The following is a 12,648-nucleotide window of genomic DNA, read 5'->3' on the forward strand; positions in this document are numbered from 1 at the left end:
GCCGTACGGCGCAAACGCGGGTAACCTTGCACGCCAAGGCATAACTCTCCCTGGCGAGGTGGCGCCGGAGCGTCGCGCGCCCCACTCCACCGAACCCCGACCTGTGACGATGAGGGCCATGAGAGGACGTGTACTGGTCGTCGACGACGATCTCGCTCTCGCCGAGATGCTCGGCATCGTGCTGAGGGGCGAGGGCTTCGAGCCGTCGTTCGTCCACGACGGCGACAAGGCGCTCGAGGCGTTCCGGGAGACCCGGCCCGACCTCGTGCTGCTCGACCTGATGCTGCCGGGGGCCGACGGGATCGACGTGTGCCGGCAGATCCGCGCCGAGTCCGGCGTGCCGATCGTCATGCTGACCGCCAAGAGCGACACCGTGGACGTCGTCCTCGGCCTGGAGTCCGGCGCCGACGACTACATCGTCAAGCCGTTCAAGCCCAAGGAGCTGGTGGCGCGCGTGCGCGCCCGCCTGCGCCGCACCGACGAGCCGGCGCCCGAGACCCTGCAGATCGGCGACATCACCATCGACGTCGCCGGCCACTCGGTCAAGCGCGGCGACCGGCACATCCCGCTCACGCCGCTGGAGTTCGACCTGCTGGTCGCCCTCGCCCGCAAGCCCCGCCAGGTCTTCACCCGCGAGGTGCTCCTGGAGCAGGTCTGGGGCTACCGGCACGCCGCCGACACCCGGCTGGTGAACGTGCACGTCCAGCGGCTCCGCGCCAAGATCGAGAAGGACCCGGAACGGCCCGAGATCGTCGTCACCGTGCGCGGGGTCGGCTACAAGGCCGGCCCGGCCTGACGCCGTCCCGCCGCCGTGACACGCCCATGACCGACCCGCGCCCGTCCGGACCGCCGCGCCGCCTCGCGGACCTCCCATGAACGTCGACATGAGGAGGGCGAAGCGGTTCGTCCGGCGCGGGCTGGGCGCGGTCCGCCGCGTCCTGCAGGGCGCCGCCCGCGCCGGCTACCTGCGCTGGCGCCGGTCGATCCAGGTCCGCGTCGTCACGTCCACCCTGTTCATCTCGGCGATCGTGGTGGCGATCCTGGGCGCCTTCCTCATGCAGCAGGTGTCGTCCGCGCTGATGGACGGCAAGGTCAAGGCGGCCCGTCTCCAGCTGGACGACGGCCTGGCGCAGGTCCAGCGCGACCTGGGCAACTCCACGGGGGACGGCAGCAGGCTGAACTCGACGATCGACCGGCTCAAGGCCCGCAGCGGGCCCTCCGGGCTCTACGAGGTCTACATCCGCGACACCACCGAGCAGTACTTCGACGGCTACACCACCAACGAGCTGCGCCAGGAGAGCGTCCCCAAGCGGCTCCGCGAGGAGTTGAAGAACGCGCCCGCCGGGTCCCGCGCCTACACCTACGGCAAGCTCTCCTACGTCGGCGACCGCTCGGACGAGCGCGGCCTCATCGTCGGCGGCAAGACCGGCCAGTTCGAGCTGTACTACCTGTTCCCGCTGACGCAGGAGCAGCAGACCCTCACCAACGTCAGCCGCTCCCTCGCCGGAGTGGGCATCGTCCTGGTGCTGCTTCTGGCCGCGATCGCCTCGCTGGTCACCCGGCAGGTCGTCATCCCGGTGCGGCTCGCGGCCCAGGGCGCGCAGCGGCTCGCCGCCGGACGCCTCGAAGAGCGCATGCGGGTCCGCGGCGAGGACGACCTGGCCCGGCTCGCCCGCTCCTTCAACGACATGGCCGCCAACCTCCAGGAGAAGATCGGCGAGCTGGAGGACCTGTCGCAGGTGCAGCGCCAGTTCGTCTCGGACGTCTCCCACGAGCTGCGCACGCCCCTGACCACGATCAGGATCGCGGCCGACATGCTCTACGAGAACCGCGACGGCTTCTCCGACCCGTCCGTCGGGCGGTCCGCGGAGCTGCTGCAGAGCCAGCTGGAACGGTTCGAGTCGCTCCTGGCCGACCTGCTGGAGATCAGTCGCCACGACGCCGGCGCCGCGACGCTCGACGCCGAGTCCCTCGACATGCGCGACCTCGTGCTGCGCGTCGTCGGCGACATCCAGGGCCTCGCCGAGCGCAAGGGCAGCAAGGTCATCCTGCAGCTGCCGGGCGAGCCCTGCATGGCCGAGGTCGACCGCCGCCGCGTCGAGCGCATCCTGCGCAACCTGCTCGTCAACGCCGTCGAGCACGGCGACGGCGAGGACATCGTCGTCTCCGTGGGCGCCGACCGCGACGCCGTCGCCGTCGCCGTCCGCGACCACGGGGTCGGGTTGAAACCGGGGGAGGGGCAGATGGTCTTCGACCGCTTCTGGCGCGCCGACCCGGCCCGCGCCCGCACCACCGGCGGCACCGGGCTCGGCCTCTCGATCTCCCGGGAGGACGCGCAGCTGCACGGCGGCTGGCTCCAGGCGTGGGGAGAGCCCGGCGCGGGCTCCCAGTTCCGCCTCTCGCTGCCGCGCGTGGCCGGGGCCGAGCTGCGGGGCTCGCCGCTGCCGCTCGTCCCTCCGGGGGCCGGTGACGCCCGCCCGCTGTTCGCGGAGCTGGAGGCCGGCGAATGAGCCCCTGCGCCGGAACCCGGCGGCTCACGTGCCTGCTCGCCGTCGCCGTGCTGGTCCTCGGCGGCGCCGGCTGCGCGAACGTCCCGAGCGGCGGCCAGGTCGTCTCCGGCAAGCCCGCCGAGCGCGCCGAGCGCGTCGACGACCCCTACGTCCGGCTGATCCCGGTGAAGCCGCGCCCCGAGTGGGGCCCCGCTCAGATCGTCTCTGGCTTCCTCTCCGCGTCCGCGAGCTTCGACGACGGCCACAAGGTCGCCAAGCAGTACCTGTCCGGCCAGACGTCCTGGAACCCCGGCCTGCGGCCCTTCGTGACCGTGCTGGCGAGCCGCATCACCGACCCGCACGTGATCAAGTCGTCCGGGAACCAGGCGACCGTCCGCGTCACCGGCGAGGAACTCGGCACGATCACCGCCGACGGCCAGTACACCGCCTCCCCGAAGGCGCTCGACGCCACGTTCCAGCTCACCAGGACGCCGCAGGGCGTCTGGCGCATCGCCGGCCTGCCCGGCGACGACAAGGCCGGCCTGCTGCTCACCAAGGACGACGTCGAGCGCGCCATGCGCACCGTCAACCTGTACTTCTTCGCGCCCGACCGGCGCACCCTCGTCCCGAACGGCGTCTTCCTGCCGGTCGTGAACCGGCAGACGCTGCCCACCCAGCTCGTCCAGGCCCTGCTGACCGGCCCGACCTCCTGGCTGAACGGCGCGGTCGACACCGCCTTCCCGGAGGGCACCCGCCTCCGCCGCAGCGTGCAGATCGACAAGGACGTCGCGACCGTCGACCTCACGGGCCAGGCCCGCGGCGGCGACGTCGAGCGGATGTCGGCGCAGCTCTCGTGGACGATGCGGCAGCTCTCTGAGATCAAGTCGTGGCGGCTGTCGATCGAGGGCCGGACCGTCGCGCCCGACGGCACGGGCGCCACGCAGCCCGTGAACGGGTGGCTGGGCAACTCGCCCGACGGCCAGGTGCCCAGCGAGGGAGTCCAGCAGAGCGCCTACGTCGTCGGCCCCTCCGGCTTCCTCGGCACCCTGGAGAGCGACCGCGCCCAGCCCGTGGTGACCGGCGCCGCCGGCCGCCTCACCCGTCCCGCCGTCGCCCCCGACCACCAGGAGTTCGCCGGCCTGAGCGCCGACGAGAGCCAGGTCCTGGTCGCCGCCCCCGTCACCGGCCAGCCCGCGCCCCGCGTCCTGCTGACCGCGCGCCCCGGGGCCCGGTTCACCGCGCCGACCTGGAGCCACGACGGCACCCTGTGGGTCGTGGAGACGAAGAAGAACGAGTCCTCGCTCTGGGTGCGCCGGCGCGGCAAACCGCCCGTCCGCGCCGCCCACTGGGGCCTGGGCGGCCGCGAGGTCCTCGCCTTCCGCATGGCCCGCGACGGCGTCCGCGCCGCCGTGATCGCCCGCGTGGACGGGCGCCCCCAGGTCCAGGTGGGGCGCATAGTCCAGTCCTCCGGGGGCGCCCTGGACGTCGGCTCGTTCCTGCCCGTGAGCTCCGAGCTCCAGGACGCCGTCGACCTCGCCTGGCGCGACTACGGCACCCTCGCCGTCCTGGGCCGCGCCAAGCGCGACTCGCAGACCCTCCCGTTCCTGATGCCGATCAGCGGCAGCGCCATCACGTCCCTGGGCGTCGGCTCCCTGGGCGAACCCCGCACGATCGCCGCCGCCCCCGGCGCCCCGATCCTCATCGGAACCCGCTCGTCCGGCAAGGACCAGGTCTGCCGCCAGCGCTCCCCGAGCAACTCCTACAGCCCCTGGATCTGCCCCACACCTGCCAAGGACCCCTCCTACCCAGGCTGACCCCCCAGGCCCCGCCAAAGCGGCATCCCCACCCCGCCGACCCCCTGCAAGAGAGCCCACCCTCTCAGCCTGGACGACCGCCTCGACCCGAGCCGTATGGGGCCACCAAGCGCGAATCGCCCGCTGAGCGCCTGGAGGAGACGGCCGAAGGCTTGCCGCTCCTCTTGCCTGGGGCCCGGTTTGGGGGCAGGGGCGACACGCCGAAGGGAGGGGCGGTGTGTTGATCGTTTGGTGGCGTTCGTCGTCACTGAGAGTTATCCACAGTTCGGGGAGTGCGGGGCGGCGGTCAGGTGGGCCCGGCATCGTCGAGGGCATGAGTGCTCTCGCCGATCTGATCGACCTGCTGCTTCCGCAACGCTGTGCCGGGTGCGGGCATCAGCCCGGGTTGCTGTGCGACGCGTGCGCGCGTCCGCTGCGGGCGGAGGCGCGTCCGGCGGGGCAGGCGCCCGCCGGGGTGCCCCCTCCGTGGACCGTGGCGGCCTATGAGGGCCCGCTCCGCACGATCCTGGCCTCCTACAAGGAGCGCGGCCGCGCGGCGCTCGCCGTCCCTCTGGGAGAGGCTCTGGCGACGGCCGTCCATGCGGCCCTGCCGTCCGGCCCCGGGCCGCCGGTGGTGGTGTGGGTGCCGTCGGGGCGCAGAGCCGTGCGGCGGCGCGGCCATGACCCCCTGCGGGGGGCGGTGGACGTCGCGGTGCGGCGGCTGCGCGCGAGCGGTGTCCCCGTGACCGCGCTCGGCGCCCTGCGGCAGCGGGGGCGTGTCGCCGACCAGGCCGGGCTCTCGGCCAGGGAGCGGGCCGCCAACCTCGCGGGAGCCATCGAGGCGCGCGCCGAGGTCGCCGGGCGCCGCGTCGTCCTGGTGGACGACGTGGTCACGACGGGCGCGTCCCTGGCCGAGGCCGCGCGAGCCCTGCGGGAGGCCGGCGCCGACGTGGCCGGAGCGGCCACCATCGCGGCGACGCCCCGGCACCGGCTCTGGTGACGCAGTGTAGTGGGAGTTGTCGGACCTGTGTGGTGTGGGGGGACAGTGTGAAGTTAATCGAGTCACATGAGGACATGGGGCGGCAGAGATTTCGGAAACTTACCGAGGGGCCAGTCCCGGCTGACCTGGGCGGGCGTCAGGCCCGTGAACGGCGCGCACACAAGGGTTTCGCGTCCGTGACGGGGTCCCGGAGAGGCGGGTGAAGACCCCGCTGAGGCAGTCAACGATGACGGTCAGTGAGTTTTTCCTCGCCGCACCCCCCTGACATTCGTGGCGTAAGGGGTTAGCGTTCCTGACATGGCACCCGCCCGGGTCCGTGGTTGCGTTGGATCGCAGTGCCCGTCAGGGGCATGGCAGACGATCCGGCTAGCCGATGCCAGGCGCAGGCGAAACGGCCCACGTAAGGCGACTTCTCGTCGACCGATCACGGTGCGCCTTAGAGGTAAGTCCTGCCCCGTCGTGGGATCCGACATCCCCCGTAACGGGAGAAGGGCAGTAGTGGCGAAAGCGCCGCGAGCCCCTCAGCAGGCGGATGTGGGGACGAAGACCAGGTCGGCCGGGCGGGTGCGACCCACCGTCCTGTGGTACCCGTCCGGGGCTGTCAGGGGTCCCGGAACGGGCATGAATCGCAACCGGGAGAAGGGGGGTCCCACGTGAACATCACCGTGAGGGGCCGGCACACCGACGTCAACGACAGGTTCCGTCGGCACGTCGACAGCAAACTCGCCAAGATCGAGCGGCTCGACCAGAAGGTCATCCGCGTGGACGTGGAGGTCTCAGAGGAACGCAACCCGCGCCTTGCCGACCAGCGCGAGCGAGTGGAGCTCACGATCCGCTCCCGCGGCCCGGTGATCCGGGCCGAGGCCGCCGCCGACGACCGCTACGGAGCCCTCGACCTGGCGCTGGACAAGCTGGAGTCGCGGCTCCGCCGCGACTCGGAGCGGCGCAAGGGCCACGGCGCGAAGAACCACGGCGGCAAGGGCCGCGCCAAGCTCGCCACGATGGAGACGCTCCCCGAGGCGCTCCCCGCCGTGGCGCCCGAGCCCGCCGCGCCGGCCGCACCGCCCGTGGAAGCCGAGGCGGAGGCCGAGACCGTGGCGGTCTCGCAAGAGGAGAACCTCGTCCCCATCCCCATGGACGGCGACGGCCCCCTGGTCGTCCGCGAGAAGTTCCACCAGGCCGAGCCGATGGGCATCGAGCAGGCCCTTTTCGAGATGGAACTCGTCGGCCACGACTTCTTCCTGTACCGCGACAAGTCCACGGGGCACCCCTCGGTCGTCTACCGGAGGCGAGGCTGGGACTACGGAGTCATCAGGCTCGTCGAAGAGTGATGCGGCACTCGCGTCACGTCACCGCCCGAACCATGTCATGATCTGAAAAGGCGCATCAGCCGATCCGCGACGCGGCGCGTCCCGGGAACCTCCCGGGGCGCGCGGCGGTTGACCGGGGGACACCCCGGTCCGAAATCCCCCGGGTTCGTCCCCGGACCCCGTAGGTTCCCGAGGACGACCCGTCGGAGAACGACCCTCCGGCAGTTCCATATCGCTGAATAGTGAAGGGGGGAAGCGGCGTCTCCTCCACGCCGCGACTCTGGTGAGCGAGAATCCCGAGCCTCGCGACGCCGCGGCGGTACCCCGTCAGGCAGGCGCCGGCACCGCCCCCGCCGGCCGGGAGGCGGCAGCGCCGTCCGGATCGGCAGACCCCATCCGCGTGCTCATCGTCGACGACCACGCGCTCTTCCGCCGCGGCCTGGAGATGGTCCTCCAGGGCGAGGACGACATCGAGGTCATCGGCGAGGGCGGCGACGGCCAGCAGGCCGTGGAGATGGCCGGCGACCTGCTGCCCGACGTCGTCCTCATGGACATCCGGATGCCGCGCCGCAGCGGCATCGAGGCCTGCACCGCGATCAAGGAGGCCGCGCCCAGCGCGAAGATCGTCATGCTGACCATCAGCGACGAGGAGGAGGACCTCTTCGAGGCGATCAAGGCCGGCGCCAGCGGCTACCTGCTCAAGGAGATCTCGATCGACGAGGTCCCGCAGGCCGTCCGCGCCGTGCACGGCGGCCAGTCGCTGATCAGCCCGTCGATGGCGTCCAAGCTCATCACCGAGTTCGCCTCGCTGGCCAAGCGCAGCGAGGAGCGCACCCAGCAGGTCCCCGCGCCCCGCCTCACCGAGCGCGAGATGGAGGTGCTGCGGCTCGTCGCGCGCGGCCTGGGCAACCGCGAGATCGCGCGGGAGCTGTTCATCTCCGAGAACACGGTGAAGAACCACGTGCGCAACATCCTGGAGAAGCTCCAGCTCCACTCCCGCATGGAGGCCGTCGTCTACGCCGTCCGCGAGAAACTCCTGGAGATCACCTGACCCGGGGCGACCGGCAATCCGGGTTTGTCGGTGTTGTGTCGTAGCATCGCCGCCGTGGTGGAACTCAGCGCGGACGAGGCACGACGGCTCCAGCTGCGCGCCCAGGGCTTCCTGGGGGCGCGTCCGAAGGGGGGCGTGCCGGCGATGCTGGAACGGCTCGGCGCCGTCCAGCTCGACACGATCTCGGTGCTGGCCCGGTCCCACGAGCTGGTGCCCTACGCACGCCTCGGCCCGGTCGGGCGCGACAAGATCGAGGCCGCCTACTGGGGCGGGCAGGCCGTCGGCTCACGCCGCTCCGCGAAACCCGGCTCCGCCACCGGCGGGACGTTCGAGTACTGGGCGCACGCCGCCTCCATCCTGCCCATGGCCGACTGGCCGCTGTTCGCGTTCCGGCGCCGCGCGTACCTGCGCCGCGGCTGGCGCTGGCACAAGGTCCCCGAGGGCGTCTGCGAGGAGATCCGCGCCCGGCTCGGCGCGGACGGCCCCCTCACCACCAAGGAGCTCGGCGGCGCCAAGGCGAGCGCCGACTGGTGGGACTGGAGCGACCACAAGATCGGCATCGAGTGGCTGCTGGACATCGGCGAGGTCGTCTGCGTCGAGCGGGTCGGCTGGCGCCGCGTGTACGACCTCGCCGAACGGGCCGTCCCCGCCGCCCTCCTCGCGCAGGACCCCGACGACGACACCTGCCTGACCGCCCTCGTCGCCCGCGCCGGACGGGCCCTCGGCGTGGCCACCCGCGGCGACCTGGCCGACTACTACCGGATCAAGCAGGACCAGGTCGACCGCGTGGTCGAGGCGGCCGGGCTCGTCCCCGTCGAGGTCGCCGGGTGGACCCAGCGCGCCTGGGCCGACCCCGCCGCGCTGGCCTCACCGCCCAAGGGCAGGCACGCCACCGCGCTGCTCTCGCCCTTCGACTCCCTCGTCTGGGACCGCGCCCGCGCCTCGCGCGTCTTCGGCTTCGACCACCGCCTGGAGGCGTACGTCCCGAAGGCCAAGCGCGTCCACGGCTACTTCGCGATGCCGCTCCTGGCCGGCGGGCGCCTCATCGGGCGCGTCGACCCCGCGAGGGAGGGCCGCACGCTCATCGCCCGCCAGGTGTCCATGGAACCGTGGGCGACCCGCACGGCCGCCCGCACGGAATCGTCGACGACGGCCCTCGCCACAGCCCTGTGGCGCGCCGCGTCCTGGGTCGGCTGCGACGACGTTCGCGTAGAGCGCACCACCCTGCCTCCCACCCTCCTCAAAACCGCCCTGACCGGGACAGCCCCCTCCTGAGCGGCCCCCTGAGCCTGCTCAATCCCTGCTCAGAACCCCTCCACGAGAACAGCGGCACGCCGCAAAGGCCCTGCTCGGGGACGAGGGCCGGGCTATGCGTGGGGACCCTGGTGGCCGCCTTGACTTCGTGGTCGTCTTCCGAGCCTGCCGCCTCGGTTTGTCACCTTCTGCTCAAGGTGGGTGGGAAGCAGGAAGCCGCCCGCCGGGTTGTGGTCGGGGGCGGCTTTCGGGGTCTGGGGCGGAGAGGTCAGCCGTGGGGGGCCTGCTGGGTGTCGGTGGCCACGGGGGTGTCCAGGACCTCGCCGGACTTGCCGCCGCGCCGCTTGTCGGAGTGGGATCCGAACAGCGAGTAGTCGACGATCTCGGGGATGACGCGGGGCGCGTCCACGACGACGTCGGAGAACAGGTGGACGACCCAGCTGACGAGCATGCCGAGCACGACGATGCCCGCGCCGGCCCAGAACATGACCCACAGGGGGCCCAGGCAGAGGCCGACGCCGCCTACCACGAAACCGGCGAAGATGACGGCGACGGCGATCCACGAACTCGGCCTGCCGGCGTGCGAACCGTGCGACTCTTCAGACATAGCGGCTCCCTCCTGAGGTGTGAGACATCTTCTCCGGGGCCCCGAAAGTCAAACGGGGTGCTCTGTGGATTGCGCTCCGGAGTGACCTAGACCATTCTGGGTCTCGCCTACGATGGGCATCGTACGTGTGGTGTGCGCGCCGCCTGGAGCGGTGACCCACGATCTGCAAGGAGCCTTCGAGAGTGCCGCCAGTCATCGACAAGATCCTTCGTGCGGGCGAGGGAAAAACTCTGCGCAAGCTCAAGAAGCTCGCGGATCAGGTCAACTCGATCGAGGAGGACTTCCTCGAGATGAGCGACGCCGAGTTGCGCGAGCTGACCGACAAGTACCGGGAGCGCCTCGCCGACGGCGAGTCCCTGGACGAGCTGCTGCCCGAGGCGTTCGCGACCGCACGCGAAGCCGCCAAGCGCGTGCTCGGCCAGCGCCACTACGACGTCCAGGTGATGGGCGGCGCGGCGCTGCACCTCGGCAACATCGCCGAGATGAAGACGGGTGAGGGCAAGACCCTGACCTGTGTGCTCCCCGCCTACCTGAACGCCCTGTCGGGCGAGGGCGTCCACGTGGTCACGGTGAACGACTACCTGGCCAAGCGCGACGCCGAGTGGATGGGCCGCATCCACCAGTTCCTCGGCCTCGAGGTCGGCGTCATCCTCCCGCAGATGACCCCGGACGAGCGCCGGGCGGCCTACAACGCCGACATCACCTACGGGACGAACAACGAGTTCGGGTTCGACTACCTGCGCGACAACATGGCGTGGAGCCTGGAGGAGTGCGTCCAGCGCGGCCACAACTTCGCGATCGTGGACGAGGTCGACTCGATCCTCATCGACGAGGCCCGCACCCCGCTGATCATCTCCGGTCCGGCCGAGCAGAACTCCAAGTGGTACTCGGAGTTCGCCAAGATCGTCCCGCGGCTGAAGCGCGCCGAGCTGGTCAGCACGGCCGGGCAGGTCGACGAGTACGGGCCCGGCGACTACGAGGTCAACGAGAAGAAGCGGACGGTCGGCGTCACCGAGGCCGGCGTGGAGAAGGTCGAGGACTGGCTCGGCATCGACAACCTCTACGACTCGGTCAACACGCCGCTGGTGAGCTTCCTCAACAACGCCCTGAAGGCCAAGGAGCTCTACAAGCGCGACAAGGACTACGTCGTCATGAACGGCGAGGTCCTGATCGTGGACGAGTTCACCGGCCGCATCCTCCACGGCCGCCGCTACAACGAGGGCATGCACCAGGCCATCGAGGCCAAGGAGGGCGTGGCGATCAAGGACGAGAACCAGACGCTCGCCACGATCACCCTGCAGAACTACTTCCGCCTCTACAACAAGCTGTCCGGCATGACCGGCACCGCCGACACCGAGGCGGCGGAGTTCAACAAGACCTACAAGATCGGCGTGGTGCCGATCCCGACGAACAAGCCGATGATCCGCCAGGACGTCGCGGACGTCGTCTACAAGACCGAGCAGGCCAAGTTCGAGGCCGTGGTCGACGACATCGCCGAGCGGCACGAGAAGGGCCAGCCGGTCCTGGTCGGCACGACGTCGGTGGAGAAGTCCGAGCGGCTGAGCAAGATGCTCAAGCGGCGCGGCATCCCGCACGCGGTGCTGAACGCCAAGCACCACGAGCAGGAGTCGGCGATCGTCGCGGAGGCGGGCCGCAAGGGCGGCGTCACCGTCGCGACGAACATGGCGGGCCGCGGCACCGACATCATGCTCGGCGGCAACCCCGACTTCCGCGCCGACCTGGCGCTGCACCAGCGCGGGCTGTCGCCGCTGGAGACGCCCGAGGAGTACGAGGCCGCCTGGCCCGAGGCGCTGGAGAAGGCCAAGGAGGACGTCAAGGGCGAGCACGAGGAGGTCGTCGACGTCGGCGGCCTGTACGTCCTGGCGACCGAGCGGCACGAGTCGCGGCGCATCGACAACCAGCTGCGCGGGCGCTCCGGCCGGCAGGGAGACCCGGGCGAGTCCCGGTTCTACCTCTCGCTGGAGGACGACCTGATGCGGCTGTTCAACTCGGCCCGCGTCGAGTCGATCATGACCCGGCTGAACATCCCGGACGACGTGCCGATCGAGTCCAAGATCGTCTCCAACGCGATCAAGTCGGCGCAGAGCCAGGTCGAGCAGCAGAACTTCGAGATGCGCAAGAACGTCTTGAAGTACGACGAGGTGCTGAACCGGCAGCGCAAGGTCATCTACGCCGAGCGCCGCAAGGTGCTGGAGGGCGAGGACCTGCACGACCAGGTCCGCCGGATGATCGACGAGGTCGTCGCCGGCTACGTCGCGGGCGCCACCGGCGAGGGCTTCGCCGAGGAGTGGGACCTCGACAAGCTGTGGAAGGCGTTCAAGCAGCTCTACCCGATCTCGCTGACGGTGGACGAGCTGGTCGAGGACATCGGCGGCGACATCTCCGGCTTGGACGCCGAGACCCTCGCCGAGAAGATCCGCGAGGACGCCCTGGCGGCCTACGACAAGCGCGAGGAGGAGCTCGGCGCGGAGGTCATGCGCGAGCTGGAGCGCCGCGTCGTGCTGTCGGTGCTGGACCGCAAGTGGCGCGAGCACCTCTACGAGATGGACTACCTCCAGGAGGGCATCGGCCTGCGGGCCATGGCGCAGCGCGACCCGCTGGTGGAGTACCAGCGCGAGGGCTACGACATGTTCAACGCGATGCTCGACGGCATCAAGGAGGAGTCGGTCGGCTACCTGTTCAACCTCGAGGTCGAGGTGGAGGAGCAGCCGGAGACCCCGGTCGTGGGCGCCGAGCCGGTGGCGGTCGCCGAGTCCGCCCCCGCGGTGGACATGGAGAAGGCCGAGGAGGCCGAGGTCGAGGAGGCCGAGGAGGCCGTCTCGATCAAGGCGAAGGGCCTCGACCAGCCCAAGCGTCCGAAGAAGCTGGAGTACTCGGCCCCGACCGTCGACGGCGAGGGCGGCGTCGAGCACCACAGCGAGGAGACCGCGGACGAGTACGCGGGCGTCAACCGCAACGACCCGTGCCCCTGCGGTTCCGGCAAGAAGTTCAAGCGCTGCCACGGCGACCCGCGCAGCAAGGCCAAGTAGGGCGCCGGCGAGCACGAGCAGGACGCGCGGAAGCGGCCTCCCCTGCCGGGACAGCTGGTGCAGCAGGATCTCCAGGATGGAGTACTCGTCGCCG

The 12,648-nt window shown here is 71.1% G+C and carries 9 protein-coding genes; 8 read left to right on the top strand and 1 reads right to left on the bottom strand.

From position 1 onward, the window contains the following. Positions 1 to 118: 118 nt before the first annotated feature. From mtrA to AB0C69_RS03725, 7 genes are all read left to right on the top strand, one after another. The gene (mtrA, locus tag AB0C69_RS03695) at positions 119 to 796 is read left to right on the top strand and encodes an MtrAB system response regulator MtrA (RefSeq protein WP_021598338.1); all 678 of its coding nucleotides are present in this window, start codon (positions 119 to 121) and stop codon (positions 794 to 796) included. Between the two features lie 76 nt (positions 797 to 872). Further along, positions 873 to 2,510, top strand: coding sequence for an MtrAB system histidine kinase MtrB (mtrB, locus tag AB0C69_RS03700; RefSeq protein ID WP_345177769.1), 1,638 nt, complete (start codon positions 873 to 875; stop codon positions 2,508 to 2,510). Next, entirely contained in the window at positions 2,507 to 4,303 is a 1,797-nt protein-coding gene (locus AB0C69_RS03705) for an LpqB family beta-propeller domain-containing protein (RefSeq protein ID WP_360349307.1), read from the top strand. The genes mtrB and AB0C69_RS03705 overlap by 4 nt, the downstream gene beginning before the upstream one ends. A 313-nt stretch (positions 4,304 to 4,616) precedes the next feature. Then, the gene (locus AB0C69_RS03710) at positions 4,617 to 5,282 is read left to right on the top strand and encodes a phosphoribosyltransferase family protein (protein ID WP_360349310.1); all 666 of its coding nucleotides are present in this window, start codon (positions 4,617 to 4,619) and stop codon (positions 5,280 to 5,282) included. Positions 5,283 to 5,935: 653 nt separating this feature from the next. Beyond that, positions 5,936 to 6,613, top strand: coding sequence for a ribosome-associated translation inhibitor RaiA (gene raiA, locus AB0C69_RS03715; RefSeq protein ID WP_353832110.1), 678 nt, complete (start codon positions 5,936 to 5,938; stop codon positions 6,611 to 6,613). 373 nt (positions 6,614 to 6,986) lie between these two features. Continuing rightward, entirely contained in the window at positions 6,987 to 7,643 is a 657-nt protein-coding gene (locus tag AB0C69_RS03720) for a response regulator transcription factor (RefSeq protein ID WP_230298685.1), read from the top strand. Positions 7,644 to 7,697: 54 nt separating this feature from the next. Then, positions 7,698 to 8,918, top strand: a complete 1,221-nt coding sequence (locus AB0C69_RS03725; RefSeq protein WP_360349314.1) for a crosslink repair DNA glycosylase YcaQ family protein — start codon at positions 7,698 to 7,700, stop codon at positions 8,916 to 8,918. Positions 8,919 to 9,165: 247 nt separating this feature from the next. Here the strand turns inward: AB0C69_RS03725 and AB0C69_RS03730 are convergent, their stop codons facing one another. Continuing rightward, positions 9,166 to 9,504 (bottom strand): HGxxPAAW family protein, encoded by a 339-nt coding sequence (locus AB0C69_RS03730; protein WP_345177780.1) that lies wholly within the window; start codon positions 9,502 to 9,504, stop codon positions 9,166 to 9,168. A gap of 182 nt (positions 9,505 to 9,686) precedes the next feature. Here AB0C69_RS03730 and secA point away from each other — a divergent pair, with 182 nt between their 5' ends. After that, positions 9,687 to 12,554, top strand: a complete 2,868-nt coding sequence (gene secA / locus AB0C69_RS03735; protein WP_360349317.1) for a preprotein translocase subunit SecA — start codon at positions 9,687 to 9,689, stop codon at positions 12,552 to 12,554. Positions 12,555 to 12,648: the final 94 nt, after the last annotated feature.

The sequence above is a fragment of the Actinomadura sp. NPDC048032 genome, assembly GCF_040653175.1.
Classification (GTDB): domain Bacteria; phylum Actinomycetota; class Actinomycetes; order Streptosporangiales; family Streptosporangiaceae; genus Spirillospora; species Spirillospora verrucosospora.